A 17,507-nucleotide genomic window follows, 5' to 3' on the forward strand; every position below is an offset into this window, starting at 1 on the left:
AGACTTATGATACACGGTATAGGTGTAGATTTAATAGAGATAACAAGAATAAAAAAACTTTATAGCAGACAAGATAAATTGCTAGAACGTATATTAACTATCAATGAACAACAAAAGTTTAATTGTTTCAAAAATGAACAACGTAAAATGGAATTTCTTGCAGGTAGATTTGCTTGTAAAGAGGCTTTTAGTAAAGCACTAGGTACGGGTCTAGGTAAAACAGTAGCATTTAATGATATTGACTGTTTTAACGATGAAAATGGTAAGCCTTGTATTACCTATGAAGGCTTTAAAGTGCATGTAAGTATTACACATACGGAACATTATGCTATGAGCCAAGTTATTTTAGAAGTTTAATTTATTGAATTTTTTCTATATTCCAGTATGTTTAATTTGGTTATCCTATCATCATTGTTATAAAATTGATTTATTGTAGAAAACTAGCGAAAGCTATTTATTGAAATAGGAGGTACATACTTAATGTCTGATAAGTATTATAGATCGACGTACTTGAATGTAGATTTAAATGCTATTGTTTCAAATTTTCAAGTATTTCAAACATTACACCCAAATAAAACAGTTATGCCGGTAGTTAAGGCGAATGGTTATGGTCTTGGTAGCATTAAAATAGCACGTCAATTAATGGAAAATGGAGCTGAGTTTTTCGCAGTTGCAACATTAGATGAAGCAATTGAACTTCGTATGCATGGAATCAATGCAAAAATACTTGTACTTGGAGTTATTCCAACATATAACATAAACAAAGCAATTCAGCATCGTGTAGCAATCACAGTGCCATCTAAAGCATGGCTCGCTGAAGCTATTGAAGAAATTCCAACTAATAATGAAAAAGATTTATGGCTTCATGCCAAATTAGATACTGGCATGGGCAGGTTAGGAATAAAAAATGTAGATGAGTACAAAGAAGTCATTGAATTAATTCAATCACATGAGCATTTAGTTTTTGAAGGCGTGTTTACACATTTCGCATGTGCTGATGAACCGGGTGATTCGATGAATAAACAACAAGCATATTTTGAAGAAATTGTTGAACAGGTAGAAAAGCCTAATTACATACATTCTCAAAATTCTGCAGGTGCATTGATGAAAGACAGTCAGTTTTGTAATACAGTCAGAATAGGCATATCATTATATGGTTATTATCCTTCAGAGTACGTTAAATCAAAAGTGAAGGTACACTTAAAACCAAGTGCACAATGGATTAGTGAAGTCGTTCAAACTAAAGTATTACAAACTGGAGAATCTGTGAGTTATGGAAGTATATATACAGCGAAAGAACCTACAAAAATCGGAATCATCCCAGTAGGTTATGCAGATGGTTACCCGAGAATGATGACAGGATTTAGTGTAAACGTGAATGGACATCAATGCGAAGTAATTGGAAAAGTGTGTATGGATCAAACAATAATTAAAATTCCTGAAGAAGTTAATGCAGGTGATAAAGTCATTTTAATGGATTACCATAGTGACAGTCCACAATCAGCAGAAGCTATGGGGCGACAGCAACAGACTATTAATTATGAAGTGTTATGTAGACTAAATAGAAGGCTTCCACGAATTTATCATGGGACGCAAGACCTAGAAATTCGCAATGAATTACTAAAATAGTATAGTCACTTAATGTAAAATTTGTTATTATGAGTCTAACAACGAATCTCAATATATTCTATTTTAGTAACATGGAGGTCTTTATTCATGGCAAGTTTTAATCAAAGCAGAAACCATAGTATTGAACAACTATTAAAAGAAGGCTATTCTCAAATGGCCGATTTAAATCTCTCCCTTGCAGCAGAAGCATTTCCATTTGAATGTGAAGCTTGTGATTGCAATGAAGTTTACCTCAGCTCTAAGAATAACAATGAATGATGAGAAGAGGAGACGTTTATTTAGCTGATTTATCACCAGTTCAAGGGTCTGAACAAGGGGGAATAAGACCTGTCGTTATCATACAGAATGATACTGGAAATAAATATAGTCCTACCGTAATTGTAGCTGCAATTACTGGTAGGATTAATAAAGCTAAAATACCTACACATGTAGAAATAGAAAAAAGTAAGTATAAGCTTGATAAAGATTCTGTAATACTGCTTGAGCAGATTAGAACTTTAGATAAAAATAGGCTGAAAGAAAAATTAACATACCTTTCTGAAAGTAAAATGAAAGAAGTTAATGTTGCTATTGATATAAGCTTAGGATTACATAATGTTAGAAATAGTAAATCCTGATTTTCAAAGGTTTAAAAAACAGTTAATAAAATAGTGAATTTTATATCGATTCCCTATAACATGTAATTACCACTTAATTAGCAATATAATTGTTATTGGAAAATTAAGGATTTTAGTTTTGTGGTTTAATACCTTTGAGTGGGATGTTTTAAGTTGAAAAGCTTTAGGTTATCCTAAAGCTTTTTTAGGTATTTGGAGCGAGTTTATCATTTATAGCGAGTAACACATACAAACACGTAAAAAATTTGAATAAGCGCGTTCATTATAAAAGATATTTTTACTTACATACATAGTACATTTAAACATGTTATAACCGATGTATGCGGTTTATATTTGTATTTTTAGGAGGAATTACTACATGGAAGAATTCAAAAATCAATATAAAGCGCTAATTGACGAAAGTTTGCACACTATAGATGCTACGGATTTTATGAAAAAGTGTGAAAGCTTTACAGATGAAGTGATAAAAAGAGATTTATTACCAGAAGATATAGTTGAAATTCATAGAGATTATGTCAGAGTGCTAAATTTAAATGAAACTCAAATTTTAGAAACTTTTAATGTGCTTAAAGAAGTAGTCAGAGGGTTTGGGTATAGTTATAGAGATTATCAACAATTAGTAAATCGTCTACAATATCACGATAAAGAGATTGATTTAGCCTCTCGTTTGCAGCAAACAATGCTTAAAACGGATATTCCTCAATTTGATAGCATACAAATCGGTGTTATATCAGTAGCAGCGCAAAAAGTAAGTGGTGACTATTTTAACTTAATAGACCATAAAGATGGTACGATGAGTTTCGCAGTGGCAGACGTTATAGGTAAAGGTATACCAGCTGCACTTGCAATGAGTATGATAAAATTTGGCATGGACTCTTATGGTCATTCTCAACTTCCGAGTGATGGCTTAAAGCGACTCAACCGAGTAGTAGAAAAAAACGTCAATCAGAATATGTTTGTAACGATGTTTTATGGGCTATATGAAGAGTTAAATCATTTATTATATTGTAGCTCTGCTGGGCACGAACCAGGATATGTATATAGAGCAGAAACTGAAGAATTTGAAGAAATCAGCGTTAGAGGTAGAGTGTTAGGTGTCAGCGAGCAAACGAGATATAAGCAACAAGAAATCCCAGTATTTTTAGATGACCTAGTTATTATATTTACAGATGGCGTCACAGAAGTTAGAAATGAAGCAGGCGATTTCTTAGATAAAAACCATCTTTTAACGATGATTCACAAGTATAAGCACATGCATCCACAAGATATCGTTCAACTTTTATATGAAGCGATTTTGAAAATACAAAACCCTGACAAGAGAGATGATTTAACAATTCTAATTATAAAAAGAGTTAATTAGTTTTATCATAGTTAAGGTTAAGTTATTTGATTTAAGGGTATGGAAGTTATTATGAGACTATAATTAGGAGTGTAATGTTATGAATCTTAATATCGAAACGGTAACACATGATACTCATTACGAGGTTAAAGTTGGCGGAGAACTAGACGTTTATACTGTTCCAGAACTAGAAGAAGTTTTAGTGCCGATGAGACAAGAAGGAACTCATGATTTACATGTAAATTTAGAAAACGTGAGTTACATGGATTCAACGGGATTAGGTGTATTTGTTGGTACATTAAAAGCGTTAAACCAACATGATAAAGAATTATATATATTAGGTGTTTCAGATCGAATAAGTCGACTATTTGATATAACAGGATTAAAAGATTTGATGCATGTTAATGAAGGAACGGAGGTCGAATAACATGCAACTTAAACAAGATTATATAGAAATGCGTTTACCAGCATCTGCAGAATACGTGAGTTTAATACGTTTAACACTGTCAGGCGTTTTTTCACGTGCAGGCGCTTCGTATGACGACATAGAAGATGCGAAGATTGCAGTGAGCGAAGCAGTAACGAATGCAGTAAAACATGCATATAAAGATAACCCAGAAGATGTGGGTATGATTAATCTATGCTTTGAAATTTTCGATGATAAAATCAAGATTGTAATTTCAGATCAAGGTGAAAGTTTTGATTATGAAGAGACAAAAGCACAATTAGGGCCATATAAAGAAAACGAAAACATAGATTTCCTAAGAGAAGGCGGTCTTGGTCTGTTTTTAATTGAATCTTTAATGGATGAAGTTACAGTCGATAAACAATCAGGCGTAACAATCAGTATGATAAAGTATATTAAAAAAGAGCAGGTGCGAAATAATGGCGAAAGAGTCGAAATCAGTTAATGATGTATCACCTGAACAAATTAACCAATGGATAACGCAGCATCAAAATGACGAAAACAAAGATGCTCAAGATAAACTCGTAAGACATTATAGAAAGTTAATCGAATCATTGGCATATAAATATTCAAAAGGTCAATCTCATCATGAAGACCTCGTTCAGGTTGGTATGGTTGGTTTGATTGGTGCAATAAACCGATTTGACTTATCCTTTGATAGAAAGTTTGAAGCCTTTTTAGTACCAACGGTCATTGGTGAGATTAAGCGTTATTTACGTGATAAAACATGGAGCGTCCATGTACCAAGAAGAATCAAAGAGATTGGACCTCGTATAAAAAAAGTAACTGATGAATTAACAAATGAGTTAGAACGTTCTCCTTCTATTGCAGAAATAGCGGATCGACTTGAAGTAAATGAAGAAGATGTGTTAGAAGCAATGGAAATGGGTCAAAGTTATAACGCATTAAGTGTTGATCATTCGATTGAAGCAGACAAAGATGGTTCTACAGTTACTTTATTAGATATTATGGGTCAGCAAGATGACAATTATGATTTAACTGAAAAACGTATGATATTGGAAAGGATTTTACCAATATTAAATGAAAGAGAAAGACAAATTATTCAATGTACATTTATTGAAGGTTTAAGCCAAAAAGAAACTGGAGAAAGAATTGGTTTAAGCCAAATGCATGTTTCAAGATTACAAAGAACAGCCATCAAGAAATTACAAGAAGCCGCTAATCAATGATTGAATAAAATATAAGGCAGCGTTCCTATAAATTAGGGAGCTGTCTTATTTTAATTTATATACGAGTTGCTATCACTTTAATAAAGCATGACGTTTTGAACAGTGGTTACTATTAAATATGTTAAAATGTTAAAGAAAGTAAAATAAAAAGAGAAATAAATGAGCGGAGGATTCTATGGATAGTAATCTAATACAATCTATAAGAGAGAAATACAATTTCACAACAAAACAAATTAATTCAGTGTTATCACTCCTAGAGGATAAAAACACGGTACCTTTTATAGCTCGCTATAGAAAAGAGCAAACAGGTGGATTAGATGAAGTAGAAATTAAACAAATAGATGATGAATATCAATATATGGTTAACCTTCAAAAAAGAAAAGAAGAAGTTATACATAATGTAGAAGAACAAGGTTTATTAACAGCAGACTTAAAAAGTGATATTTTAAAACAAACAAAACTCCAGCGTGTTGAAGATTTATATAGACCATTCAAACAAAAAAAGAAAACGAGAGCTACGGAAGCTAAGAGAAAAGGCTTAGAACCATTTGCAAAATGGCTGAAACAATCTAACTTAGACACAACAATCGAAAATAAAGCACAACAATTTTTAAACGAAGAAGTAGAAACTATTGAAGCTGCTATAAAAGGTGCGCAAGATATTATTGCAGAATTAGTTTCGGATGCGCCTAAATATAGAACTAAAATCCTTAAAGATACATTTCAACATGGCAATATTATTACACAAAGGAAAAAGAATGCTGAAGACGAAAAAGAAACATTTTCTATGTATTATGATTACAGCGAACCAGTGAAAAAAATTGCTAATCATAGAGTCTTAGCTGTGAACCGTGGAGAAAAAGAAAAAGTATTATCAGTAAAATTAGAAATGGATACACAAGGCATTGAAAACTTCATTCGCAAAAATGAAATAACTACAAATCATGAAGGTAATTATATAATTGAAGATGCCATTAAAGATAGCTTGAAAAGATTAATAATGCCTTCTATCGAAAGAGAAATAAGAGGGGACTTAACAGAAAAAGCTGAAAACCATGCTATTGATGTCTTTAGTGAAAATTTAAGAAATTTATTGTTACAACCACCAATGAAAGGTAAACAAATACTTGGGGTGGATCCAGCATTTAGAACAGGGTGCAAACTTGCAGTTATTAACCCGTTCGGTACATTTGTTGCAAAAGGCGTGATGTATCCGCACCCTCCAATTAATAAAAAAGCAGATGCTGAAAAAATATTCGTTAAATTTGTTAAAGATTATGATGTAGAACTTATCGCAATAGGCAATGGGACAGCTAGTCGTGAAACTGAACAATTTGTAGCATCTATGATCCAAGAACATCATTTGAAGGTGCAATTTATTATTGTGAATGAAGCGGGCGCATCAGTATATTCTGCATCAGAAGTCGCTAGAACAGAATTCCCGGATTTCCAAGTTGAAGAACGTAGTGCAGTTTCAATTGGTAGAAGAGTGCAAGATCCATTGAGTGAACTTGTTAAAATCGATCCTAAATCAATAGGTGTAGGTCAATATCAGCATGATGTTAATCAAAAAGCACTTGAAGCGGCGTTAACATTTGTGGTTGAAACAGCAGTGAACCAAGTAGGTGTGGATGTTAATACAGCTTCACGCTCACTACTCCAATATGTTTCTGGTTTATCACCAACGATTGCACAAAACATAATCAACTATCGTGAAGAAAACGGTGCAATCAAACATAACAAAGATATTGCAAAAGTTAAGCGTTTAGGTGCTAAAACATTTGAACAAAGTATCGGTTTTTTAAGAATTGTCGATGGTAGTGAACCATTAGATAATACTTCAATTCACCCTGAAAGCTACAGAGCAACGTATCAATTATTAAATGAAATCAATATGAAAGCTGAAGATCTTGGCACAGAAAATTTAAAATCAGCATTAAATCACTTAAATATAGAGGAAATGGCTGAAAAATTGAACATAGGTCAACCAACATTAGAAGATATCATAAAATCGTTGATTGCCCCAAATAGAGATCCGCGTGATGAATTTGAAACACCTATTCTAAAATCAGACGTTTTATCAATCGAAGATTTATCAAAAAATATGAAGCTAAGCGGTACAGTTAGAAACGTTGTAGACTTTGGTGCCTTTGTAGACATTGGAGTCAAACAAGATGGGCTTGTACATGTTTCAAAACTATCTAAGAAGTTTGTGAAGAATCCAATGGATATTGTTAGTGTTGGAGATATTGTAGATGTTTGGATACTTGATATTGATGATAAAAAAGGTAAGGTATCATTAACTATGATTGATCCACATGGATAATGAAACGCTCCAAAGATTAACAGAGACGATATCTGAATCATACTTTAAGCGTTCATTTAAACATAAAGCATATTTTAATAAACGCTTAAAAACAACTGGCGGTCGCTACTTATTAAAATCTCATAATATTGAAGTTAATGATAAGCAGTACACTAAATTTGGTGAAAAAGCAGTTGAAGATATTATTAAGCATGAATTATGTCATTATCATTTACATTTACAAGGAAAGGGATTCCAGCACAAGGATAAGGACTTTAAAGCGTTGAGTAAGTTAACAGGCGCTCCAAGATTTTGTTCAGCTGTAGAAAAATATGAAGATCGTGCGAAGTATATGTATAAATGTAATACATGCGGTGCCCAATTTCCGAGAATAAGAAAAGTAAACACGAAAAAAATGATGTGTGGACATTGTAAAGGTAAATTGATTGAACATGATATAGTGCAATAATAGGAGTTATTATAAAAGGGCGAGCTAAAACGGTAGATTTTAGCTCGTTTTTTTATTTTGAAGTAAAATAGAAGTGGAATTTAAGTAAAAAAGACCTATTCAGGTAATTTTTAATGTGTATTTTACCATCAATAGTTAAATTCAACTTATAACTAGAACATTTTACTCATTTTTGTTTGTTTTTTCTGTTGACGATGAGTCGATTATATTATAAGATAATAAACGTTGCGAAATTAATAGGCAATTGAGTTAAGTAAGTATTAACTTTATTAAATTAACTTTAAAAACGTGTTGACAAGACATTAAAAGTATATTACAATATATAATGTTAACTTAATAAACAAACCGTTTTGCGAGCGGCCGTGGCGGAACGGCAGACGCGCTAGGTTGAGGGCCTAGTGGGAGAAATCCCATGGAGGTTCAAATCCTCTTGGCCGCACCAAAAATATTACATATTACATATTATTAATATGCGGGTGTAGTTTAATGGTAAAACCTCAGCCTTCCAAGCTGATGTTGTGGGTTCGATTCCCATCACCCGCTCCAATAGAAACATTAATGAACATTGAAAACTGAATTGCAATATGTCAACGTTAATTCCGAACGCAACATTAAATTGTTGGTTCAAACGTGTTATAGATAACATACAAATTAGTATTTTATGAGCTAATCAAACATCATAATTCATTTATGGAGAGTTTGATCCTGGCTCAGGATGAACGCTGGCGGCGTGCCTAATACATGCAAGTCGAGCGAACGGATAAGGAGCTTGCTCCTTTGAAGTTAGCGGCGGACGGGTGAGTAACACGTGGGTAACCTACCTATAAGACTGGAATAACTTCGGGAAACCGGAGCTAATGCCGGATAACATTTGGAACCGCATGGTTCTAAAGTAAAAGATGGTTTTGCTATCACTTATAGATGGACCCGCGCCGTATTAGCTAGTTGGTAAGGTAACGGCTTACCAAGGCAACGATACGTAGCCGACCTGAGAGGGTGATCGGCCACACTGGAACTGAGACACGGTCCAGACTCCTACGGGAGGCAGCAGTAGGGAATCTTCCGCAATGGACGAAAGTCTGACGGAGCAACGCCGCGTGAGTGATGAAGGTTTTCGGATCGTAAAACTCTGTTATTAGGGAAGAACAAATGCGTAAGTAACTGTGCGCATCTTGACGGTACCTAATCAGAAAGCCACGGCTAACTACGTGCCAGCAGCCGCGGTAATACGTAGGTGGCAAGCGTTATCCGGAATTATTGGGCGTAAAGCGCGCGTAGGCGGTTTCTTAAGTCTGATGTGAAAGCCCACGGCTCAACCGTGGAGGGTCATTGGAAACTGGGAAACTTGAGTACAGAAGAGGAAAGTGGAATTCCATGTGTAGCGGTGAAATGCGCAGAGATATGGAGGAACACCAGTGGCGAAGGCGACTTTCTGGTCTGTAACTGACGCTGATGTGCGAAAGCGTGGGGATCAAACAGGATTAGATACCCTGGTAGTCCACGCCGTAAACGATGAGTGCTAAGTGTTAGGGGGTTTCCGCCCCTTAGTGCTGCAGCTAACGCATTAAGCACTCCGCCTGGGGAGTACGACCGCAAGGTTGAAACTCAAAGGAATTGACGGGGACCCGCACAAGCGGTGGAGCATGTGGTTTAATTCGAAGCAACGCGAAGAACCTTACCAAATCTTGACATCCTTTGAAAACTCTAGAGATAGAGCCTTCCCCTTCGGGGGACAAAGTGACAGGTGGTGCATGGTTGTCGTCAGCTCGTGTCGTGAGATGTTGGGTTAAGTCCCGCAACGAGCGCAACCCTTAAACTTAGTTGCCAGCATTTAGTTGGGCACTCTAGGTTGACTGCCGGTGACAAACCGGAGGAAGGTGGGGATGACGTCAAATCATCATGCCCCTTATGATTTGGGCTACACACGTGCTACAATGGACAATACAAAGGGCAGCTAAACCGCGAGGTCATGCAAATCCCATAAAGTTGTTCTCAGTTCGGATTGTAGTCTGCAACTCGACTACATGAAGCTGGAATCGCTAGTAATCGTAGATCAGCATGCTACGGTGAATACGTTCCCGGGTCTTGTACACACCGCCCGTCACACCACGAGAGTTTGTAACACCCGAAGCCGGTGGAGTAACCATTTATGGAGCTAGCCGTCGAAGGTGGGACAAATGATTGGGGTGAAGTCGTAACAAGGTAGCCGTATCGGAAGGTGCGGCTGGATCACCTCCTTTCTAAGGATATATTCGGAACATCTTCCTTGAGAAGATGAAGAGGAATGACATTGACATATTGCATTCAGTTTTGAATGCTCATTACGAGTATTCATTGCGTTATTTTGTACATTGAAAACTAGATATGTAAGTAAAATTTATGATTTTACCAAGCAAAACCGAGTGAATTAGAGTTTTAAAAAGCTTGAATTCAAAAAAATAGAAATAATCGCTAGTGTTCGAAAGAACACTCACAGATTAATAACATTTTAGGTTTTCAACCGATTTTTTCGTGTTGAAGGTCGAAAAGATTAAGTTATTAAGGGCGCACGGTGGATGCCTTGGCACTAGAAGCCTACGAAGGACGTTACTAACGACGATATGCTTTGGGGAGCTGTAAGTAAGCTTTGATCCAGAGATTTCCGAATGGGGAAACCCAACACGAGTTATGTCGTGTTATCGATATGTGAATACATAGCATATCTGAAGGCAGACGCGGGGAACTGAAACATCTTAGTACCCGCAGGAAGAGAAAGAAAAATCGATTCCCTGAGTAGCGGCGAGCGAAACGGGAAGAGCCCAAACCAACGAGCTTGCTTGTTGGGGTTGTAGGACACTCTATACGGAGTTACAAAAGAACAAATTAGACGAATCATCTGGAAAGATGAATCAAAGAAGGTAATAATCCTGTAGTCGAAAGTTTGTTCACTCTTGAGTGGATCCTGAGTACGACGGAACACGAGAAATTCCGTCGGAATCCGGGAGGACCATCTCCCAAGGCTAAATACTCTCTAGTGACCGATAGTGAACCAGTACCGTGAGGGAAAGGTGAAAAGTACCCCGGAAGGGGAGTGAAATAGAACTTGAAACCGTGTGCTTACAAGTAGTCAGAGCCCGTTAATGGGTGATGGCGTGCCTTTTGTAGAATGAACCGGCGAGTTACGATTTGATGCAAGGTTAAGCAGTTAATGTGGAGCCGTAGCGAAAGCGAGTCTGAATAGGGCGTTGAGTATTTGGTCGTAGACCCGAAACCAGGTGATCTACCCATGACCAGGCTGAAGTTCAGGTAACACTGAATGGAGGGCCGAACCGACTTACGTTGAAAAGTGAGCGGATGAGTTGTGGGTAGCGGAGAAATTCCAATCGAACCTGGAGATAGCTGGTTCTCTCCGAAATAGCTTTAGGGCTAGCCTTAAGTAATGATTATTGGAGGTAGAGCACTGTTTGGACGAGGGGCCCTTATCGGGTTACCGAATTCAGACAAACTCCGAATGCCAATCAATTTTATCTTAGGAGTTAGAACGCGGGTGATAAGGTCCGTGTTCGAAAGGGAAACAGCCCAGACCACCAGCTAAGGTCCCAAAATATATGTTAAGTGGAAAAGGATGTGGCGTTGCCCAGACAACTAGTATGTTGGCTTAGAAGCAGCCATCATTTAAAGAGTGCGTAATAGCTCACTAGTCGAGTGACACTGCGCCGAAAATGTACCGGGGCTAAACATATTACCGAAGCTGTGGATTGTCCGTAAGGACAGTGGTAGGAGAGCGTTCTAAGGGCGTTGAAGCATGATCGCAAGGACATGTGGAGCGCTTAGAAGTGAGAATGCCGGTGTGAGTAGCGAAAGACGGGTGAGAATCCCGTCCACCGATTGACTAAGGTTTCCAGAGGAAGGCTCGTCCGCTCTGGGTTAGTCGGGTCCTAAGCTGAGGCCGATAGGCGTAGGCGATGGATAACAGGTTGATATTCCTGTACCACCAAATTTCGTTTTAAGCGATGGGGGGACGCAGTAGGATAGGCGAAGCGTACTATTGGATTGTACGTCCAAGCAATGAGACTGAGTGTTAGGCAAATCCGGCACTCTTAAGGTCAAGTTGTGATGGGGAGAGGAAATTGTTTCCTCGAGTCGTTGATTTCACACTGCCAAGAAAAGCCTCTAGCTAGAATTTTGGTGCCCGTACCGCAAACCGACACAGGTAGTCAAGATGAGAATTCTAAGGTGAGCGAGCGAACTCTCGTTAAGGAACTCGGCAAAATGACCCCGTAACTTCGGGAGAAGGGGTGCTCTTTAGGGTTAACGCCCAGGAGAGCCGCAGTGAATAGGCCCAAGCGACTGTTTATCAAAAACACAGGTCTCTGCTAAACCGTAAGGTGATGTATAGGGGCTGACGCCTGCCCGGTGCTGGAAGGTTAAGAGGAGTGGTTAGCTTCGGCGAAGCTACGAATCGAAGCCCCAGTAAACGGCGGCCGTAACTATAACGGTCCTAAGGTAGCGAAATTCCTTGTCGGGTAAGTTCCGACCCGCACGAAAGGCGTAACGATTTGGGCACTGTCTCAACGAGAGACTCGGTGAAATCATAGTACCTGTGAAGATGCAGGTTACCCGCGACAGGACGGAAAGACCCCGTGGAGCTTTACTGTAGTCTGATATTGAAATTCGGTACAACTTGTACAGGATAGGTAGGAGCCTTTGAAACGTGAGCGCCAGCTTACGTCGAGGCGTTGGTGGGATACTACCCTTGCTGTGTTGGATTTCTAACCCGCACCATTTATCATGGTGGGAGACAGTGTCAGATGGACAGTTTGACTGGGGCGGTCGCCTCCTAAAGAGTAACGGAGGCGCTCAAAGGTTTCCTCAGAATGGTTGGAAATCATTCATAGAGTGTAAAGGCATAAGGAAGCTTGACTGCGAGACTTACAAGTCGAGCAGGGTCGAAAGACGGACTTAGTGATCCGGTGGTTCCGCATGGAAGGGCCATCGCTCAACGGATAAAAGCTACCCCGGGGATAACAGGCTTATCTCCCCCAAGAGTTCACATCGACGGGGAGGTTTGGCACCTCGATGTCGGCTCATCGCATCCTGGGGCTGTAGTCGGTCCCAAGGGTTGGGCTGTTCGCCCATTAAAGCGGTACGCGAGCTGGGTTCAGAACGTCGTGAGACAGTTCGGTCCCTATCCGTCGTGGGCGCAGGAAATTTGAGAGGAGCTGTCCTTAGTACGAGAGGACCGGGATGGACATACCTCTGGTGTACCAGTTGTCGTGCCAACGGCATCGCTGGGTAGCTATGTATGGACGGGATAAGTGCTGAAAGCATCTAAGCATGAAGCCCCCCTCAAGATGAGATTTCCCAACTTCGGTTATAAGATCCCTCAAAGATGATGAGGTTAATAGGTTCGAGGTGGAAGCATAGCGATATGTGGAGCTGACGAATACTAATCGATCGAAGACTTAATCAAATTTAAAAGTGTTTTGTTTGGCATTATCAAATTTTACTTACTATCTAGTTTTGAATGTATAATTTATATACAGTTCATTGTCTGGTGACAATGGCAAGGAGGTCACACCTGTTCCCATGCCGAACACAGTAGTTAAGCTCCTTAGCGCCGATGGTAGTCGGACTTACGTTCCGCAAGAGTAGGACGTTGCCAGGCAATTAAGGACCCGAAAGGGTCTTTTTTTTATGGATAAAAGGAGCTTAACTACCAGTTCGAAGAACTGAAAACCTGGTTTAAGAAAGCGTTTGAAGCTGACGAACTCAGCGAAAGACGCGACGAGCTTACAAGCGGTAAGTGAGTGCGGTAAGTGAGTAAGGAAAGAGCGCAAGTGAGAAAAGATGCGAGCGCTTGGCTTAAATCAGGAAAGCTCTTTAGCGGCGAATGGTAGCCGACTTACGTTCCGCAAGAGTAGGGTAAGAGGGATACAAAAGACAAGTCTTTTGTATAAGTGCTCCTAAACCCTAATTATTAGAATAAGGAGCACTTTACAGGCAATTAGGGATCCGAAAGGGTCTTTTTTTTATGGATAAAAAGAGCTTAACTATAGAGGATTACAAGAGTCGAAGCTCTTGCATAAGGGCTACTAGCCTCAATAAACTGAGGAGTAGCCCTTTATCGAAGAACTGAAAACCTGAATTAAGATATGAACACATAAGCTGAAGCTCTTGCATAAGAACTACTAGTCCCAATGAGATTGGGAAGTAGTTCTTTAAAAAAAGCTTAGCACAATAGCTAAGCTTTTAAATAAGGAGTGAATAAAGCATTTTATTTTGATTAATGTAAATATTTGAAGCGTCAAACTCATTTACATTCTTTTTCAAGTTATTCAAATCTTTATGATTATTTAATTGAATGCCTATAATAACTGTACCGGTGTTTTGAGATGATTTTTTTAGATACTCGAATTTAGTAATATCGTCTTTAGGTCCGAGTACATCATTTACAAATTCTCTTAAAGCGCCGGGACGTTGGGGAAAGTTTAAAATGAAGTAGTGTTTCATTTCTTCGAAAAGGAGTGAACGCTCTTCAATTTCTTTCATGCGGTTAATGTCATTGTTACCACCACTCACAACACAAACAACTGTTTTACCTTTGATTTCTGCTTGATAATTATCTAAAGCGGTAATACTTAATGCACCAGCAGGTTCTGCTATAATGGCTTGTTTAGAGTACATATCTAAAATAGTTGAACATACAGCGCCTTCGTGTACTTGAACATAATCATCAATAACTTTTTTAGAGATGTCATAAGTTATTTGACCAACTCTTGCAACTGAAGCGCCATCAACAAACTTATCAATCTCAGGTAATGTTACGATTTGATTTTCTAAAACAACTGATGTATACATACTGCTTGCTCCAGCAGGCTCTACGCCAACAATAGATGTTTGAGGTGAATTTTCCTTGAAATACGTACCAACACCAGAAATTAAACCTCCGCCTCCAATTGCAGCAAATAAATAATCAAATTGTATATTTTCTTCTTTAGATTGATCAATGATTTCTTTAGCAAGCGTACCTTGGCCCGCAATAGTATAGATATTGTTAAAAGGATCAATGAAATTCATGTTGTTGTCTTCTGTATAGACGAGCGCTTCTTTTAAACAATCATCAAATGTATCACCTGTAAGAATGACTTCGACATTTTGGCCACCAAAGAATTTAACTTGGTTAATCTTTTGAAGTGGGGTAGTGACAGGCATAAAGATAACTGCATCTAATTGCAATTTATTAGCAGTGTAAGCCACACCTTGTGCATGGTTACCTGCACTTGCACATGTGATGCCCATTTCTCTGTCTTCTTTATTCAAGGCTACAATCGCATTGTAAGCTCCTCTAAGTTTAAAAGATCTGACCCATTGTAGGTCTTCTCTTTTTAAATATACATTACAATCATATTTAAGTGATAAATAATGATCCTTTTGTAATGGCGTCTCTTTAACAGTATCTTTTATTTGTAAGTAAGCTTCATCGATATCTTTTGAAGAAACAGTTGTTTTTACAGTCATATGTTTCACACCTTTGTTAGTTTAGTATCTTTAAAAAGTTTTTGCTCTTTCGTAAGAATTGATTTCATCTTCATATTGCAATGTTACTGCAACATCATCAAGTCCTTTTACGAGTTTGTTTTTCCAAGTTTCATCGATATCAAAAGTAAATGTTTTGTCTGGAGAAGTAACAGTTTGATTTGGTAAATCTACTGTGATCGATTCTGCTTGTGCTAAATGTTTTCTCGCTTCTTCATCTAATACAATAGGTAACATCGCATTTTTAGTACAGTTCATATAGAATATATCACTGTAACTGCCAGCAATAATAATGTCAAAACCATAGTCTTTAATTGCCCAAGCAGCGTGTTCACGACTTGAGCCACACCCGAAATTATCTCCGGTAATTAAAATCGATGCATCTTTATATTCTGGTTTATTTGGATTGAAATCTGGATTATCAGAACCGTCATCTAAATAACGCCATTCATCGAAAGCAAATGGTCCAAATCCTGATTTTGAAATACGTTTTAAATGGACTTTAGGTATAATTTGATCGGTATCGATATTGTCATGAAATAATGGTACGACTTTACCTGTATAAGTAGTGATTGGTTTGATTTCCATATTATACAACCACCTTTCTAACATCTACAAATTTACCATTAATTGCTGCGGCTGCTGCCATAGCAGGGGAAACAAGATGTGTTCTTGCACCTTTACCTTGGCGACCTTCAAAGTTACGATTACTTGTCGAAGCACAGTGAACACCATTAGGTACTTGGTCTGGATTCATACCTAAGCACATTGAGCAACCGGGCTCTCTCCAATCAAAACCTGCTTCTTTAAAGATTTTGTCTAGTCCTATTTTTTCTGCTTCTTTCTTAACTGTACGAGAACCTGGAACAACGATTGCTGTAATATTAGGGTGGACTTGATTTCCTTTAACAATATGACTCGCTTCAACTAAATCTGAAAGACGAGCATTTGTACAAGAACCTAAAAAGACATAACCTAAATCGATATCCTCAGCTTTTTGACCCGGTTTTAAATCCATATAATTATATGCACGTTCGTCATTAACATTTTCTATTTCAGGGAAAGGTGTACTAAAACTTACCCCCATTTCAGGACTAGTTCCCCAAGTCACTTGAGGTTCTAAGTCTGAGACATCCATTTCAATGACTCTATCGAATTCAGCATCGTCATCTGTGTAGAGTTCACGCCATTCATCAACGGAATCATCAAAATTTGTTGCGTATGGACGACCTTTAACATATTCAAATGTCGTTTCATCAGGCTCCATCATGCCGTATTTAGCACCAGCTTCGATTGCCATGTTACAAATTGTCATTCTAGCTTCCATACTCAAACTACGAATCGCTTCTCCCGAAAATTCTAGGGCGTAACCTGTACCAAAATCAACGCCATATTGACTAATCAAATGTAAGATAATATCTTTGGCATACACACCAGTCGGCAATTTGCCTGTTACATCAATTTTTAGATTTTTAGGTTTAGTTTGCCATAGGGATTGGGTAGCAAATACATGCTCTACTTCACTTGTACCAATCCCAAAAGCAATTGCTCCAAAAGCACCATGTGTAGCAGTATGAGAATCACCACAAACAATTGTTTTACCAGGCTGTGTTAAACCAGTTTCAGGACCTACCATATGCACAATGCCTTGTTCATCAGAACCCATATCAAATATATGGACGCCGAATTCTTTAGCATTATTTTGCAATGTAGTAATTTGCTTATTTGCAATTTCATCTTTGATATTAAAAATATCTACGGTCGGCACGTTGTGGTCAAGTGTTGCATATGTTAAGTCTGGTCTACGCAGTTGTCTATTTTGGAGTCTCAGACCTTCAAATGCTTGAGGAGATGTGACTTCATGTATAAGATGCAAATCTATATATAATAACTGTGGGTCACCTTCTTTACCAGTCAAGACATGTTTATTCCAAACTTTATCAAATAGTGTTTTACCCATATGACATCTCCTCC

The 17,507-nt window shown here is 38.0% G+C and carries 13 protein-coding genes, 2 tRNA genes and 3 rRNA genes; 15 read left to right on the forward strand and 3 right to left on the reverse strand.

The window, feature by feature from the left end:
• Positions 1-6: 6 nt before the first annotated feature.
• The 15 genes from acpS to rrf all read left to right on the forward strand — a co-directional run bounded on the left by acpS (position 7) and on the right by rrf (position 13,662).
• A complete protein-coding gene (gene acpS / locus ACP3TL_RS01775; protein WP_046466111.1) occupies positions 7-357 on the forward strand; it encodes a holo-ACP synthase in 351 nt (116 codons plus the stop codon).
• Between the two features lie 123 nt (positions 358-480).
• Positions 481-1,629 (forward strand): alanine racemase, encoded by a 1,149-nt coding sequence (gene alr / locus ACP3TL_RS01780; protein WP_046466110.1) that lies wholly within the window; start codon positions 481-483, stop codon positions 1,627-1,629.
• An 87-nt stretch (positions 1,630-1,716) separates the two neighbouring features.
• Complete coding sequence (mazE, locus tag ACP3TL_RS01785) at positions 1,717-1,887, forward strand: type II toxin-antitoxin system antitoxin MazE (protein WP_002507108.1); 171 nt, start codon at positions 1,717-1,719, stop codon at positions 1,885-1,887.
• Positions 1,884-2,246, forward strand: a complete 363-nt coding sequence (locus ACP3TL_RS01790; RefSeq protein ID WP_002511418.1) for a type II toxin-antitoxin system PemK/MazF family toxin — start codon at positions 1,884-1,886, stop codon at positions 2,244-2,246. Before mazE ends, ACP3TL_RS01790 begins: the two co-directional genes overlap by 4 nt.
• Before the next feature lie 358 nt (positions 2,247-2,604).
• Positions 2,605-3,606 (forward strand): SpoIIE family protein phosphatase, encoded by a 1,002-nt coding sequence (locus ACP3TL_RS01795; protein WP_046466109.1) that lies wholly within the window; start codon positions 2,605-2,607, stop codon positions 3,604-3,606.
• 79 nt (positions 3,607-3,685) lie between these two features.
• Positions 3,686-4,012 carry an anti-sigma factor antagonist gene (locus tag ACP3TL_RS01800; protein ID WP_002511417.1) on the forward strand — a complete coding sequence of 109 codons (327 nt, stop codon included), beginning with the start codon at positions 3,686-3,688 and terminating at the stop codon, positions 4,010-4,012.
• Position 4,013: 1 nt separating this feature from the next.
• Complete coding sequence (rsbW, locus tag ACP3TL_RS01805) at positions 4,014-4,496, forward strand: anti-sigma B factor RsbW (protein WP_046466108.1); 483 nt, start codon at positions 4,014-4,016, stop codon at positions 4,494-4,496.
• Positions 4,471-5,241 (forward strand): RNA polymerase sigma factor SigB, encoded by a 771-nt coding sequence (sigB, locus tag ACP3TL_RS01810; protein ID WP_002507114.1) that lies wholly within the window; start codon positions 4,471-4,473, stop codon positions 5,239-5,241. Before rsbW ends, sigB begins: the two co-directional genes overlap by 26 nt.
• Positions 5,242-5,416: 175 nt before the next feature.
• Positions 5,417-7,567, forward strand: coding sequence for a Tex family protein (locus ACP3TL_RS01815; RefSeq protein ID WP_046466107.1), 2,151 nt, complete (start codon positions 5,417-5,419; stop codon positions 7,565-7,567).
• Positions 7,560-8,015, forward strand: coding sequence for a SprT family protein (locus tag ACP3TL_RS01820; protein WP_046466106.1), 456 nt, complete (start codon positions 7,560-7,562; stop codon positions 8,013-8,015). Before ACP3TL_RS01815 ends, ACP3TL_RS01820 begins: the two co-directional genes overlap by 8 nt.
• A 356-nt stretch (positions 8,016-8,371) precedes the next feature.
• Positions 8,372-8,457: transfer RNA gene (locus ACP3TL_RS01825), tRNA-Leu, on the forward strand.
• A 30-nt stretch (positions 8,458-8,487) separates the two neighbouring features.
• Positions 8,488-8,561: transfer RNA gene (locus ACP3TL_RS01830), tRNA-Gly, on the forward strand.
• Positions 8,562-8,702: 141 nt separating this feature from the next.
• A 16S ribosomal RNA gene (locus ACP3TL_RS01835) occupies positions 8,703-10,255 on the forward strand.
• A gap of 288 nt (positions 10,256-10,543) precedes the next feature.
• Positions 10,544-13,467 (forward strand): 23S ribosomal RNA (locus ACP3TL_RS01840).
• 80 nt (positions 13,468-13,547) lie between these two features.
• A 5S ribosomal RNA gene (gene rrf, locus ACP3TL_RS01845) occupies positions 13,548-13,662 on the forward strand.
• Together the 16S, 23S and 5S rRNA genes with 2 tRNA genes alongside form the textbook arrangement of a ribosomal RNA operon.
• Positions 13,663-14,246: 584 nt before the next feature.
• On the opposite strand, the gene ilvA is transcribed toward rrf, so the two are convergent.
• From ilvA to leuC, 3 genes are read right to left on the reverse strand one after another with little or no spacing between them, the layout of a single operon-like run.
• Positions 14,247-15,515 carry a threonine ammonia-lyase IlvA gene (ilvA, locus tag ACP3TL_RS01850; RefSeq protein ID WP_046466314.1) on the reverse strand — a complete coding sequence of 423 codons (1,269 nt, stop codon included), beginning with the start codon at positions 15,513-15,515 and terminating at the stop codon, positions 14,247-14,249.
• Between the two features lie 30 nt (positions 15,516-15,545).
• Positions 15,546-16,121, reverse strand: coding sequence for a 3-isopropylmalate dehydratase small subunit (gene leuD, locus ACP3TL_RS01855; protein ID WP_046466313.1), 576 nt, complete (start codon positions 16,119-16,121; stop codon positions 15,546-15,548).
• Between the two features lies 1 nt (position 16,122).
• A complete protein-coding gene (leuC, locus tag ACP3TL_RS01860) occupies positions 16,123-17,493 on the reverse strand; it encodes a 3-isopropylmalate dehydratase large subunit (protein WP_046466312.1) in 1,371 nt (456 codons plus the stop codon).
• Positions 17,494-17,507 lie beyond the last annotated feature (14 nt).

The organism is Staphylococcus caseorum, assembly GCF_049943195.1.
Lineage (GTDB): Bacteria > Bacillota > Bacilli > Staphylococcales > Staphylococcaceae > Staphylococcus > Staphylococcus equorum_A.

Coding starts and splice junctions, on each gene's coding strand:
- acpS (WP_046466111.1), top strand. CDS start 7: ATGATACACGGTATAGGTGTAGATTTAATAGAGATAACAAGAATAAAA.
- alr (WP_046466110.1), top strand. CDS start 481: ATGTCTGATAAGTATTATAGATCGACGTACTTGAATGTAGATTTAAAT.
- mazE (WP_002507108.1), top strand. CDS start 1,717: ATGGCAAGTTTTAATCAAAGCAGAAACCATAGTATTGAACAACTATTA.
- ACP3TL_RS01790 (WP_002511418.1), top strand. CDS start 1,884: ATGATGAGAAGAGGAGACGTTTATTTAGCTGATTTATCACCAGTTCAA.
- ACP3TL_RS01795 (WP_046466109.1), top strand. CDS start 2,605: ATGGAAGAATTCAAAAATCAATATAAAGCGCTAATTGACGAAAGTTTG.
- ACP3TL_RS01800 (WP_002511417.1), top strand. CDS start 3,686: ATGAATCTTAATATCGAAACGGTAACACATGATACTCATTACGAGGTT.
- rsbW (WP_046466108.1), top strand. CDS start 4,014: ATGCAACTTAAACAAGATTATATAGAAATGCGTTTACCAGCATCTGCA.
- sigB (WP_002507114.1), top strand. CDS start 4,471: ATGGCGAAAGAGTCGAAATCAGTTAATGATGTATCACCTGAACAAATT.
- ACP3TL_RS01815 (WP_046466107.1), top strand. CDS start 5,417: ATGGATAGTAATCTAATACAATCTATAAGAGAGAAATACAATTTCACA.
- ACP3TL_RS01820 (WP_046466106.1), top strand. CDS start 7,560: ATGGATAATGAAACGCTCCAAAGATTAACAGAGACGATATCTGAATCA.
- ilvA (WP_046466314.1), bottom strand. CDS start 15,515: ATGACTGTAAAAACAACTGTTTCTTCAAAAGATATCGATGAAGCTTAC.
- leuD (WP_046466313.1), bottom strand. CDS start 16,121: ATGGAAATCAAACCAATCACTACTTATACAGGTAAAGTCGTACCATTA.
- leuC (WP_046466312.1), bottom strand. CDS start 17,493: ATGGGTAAAACACTATTTGATAAAGTTTGGAATAAACATGTCTTGACT.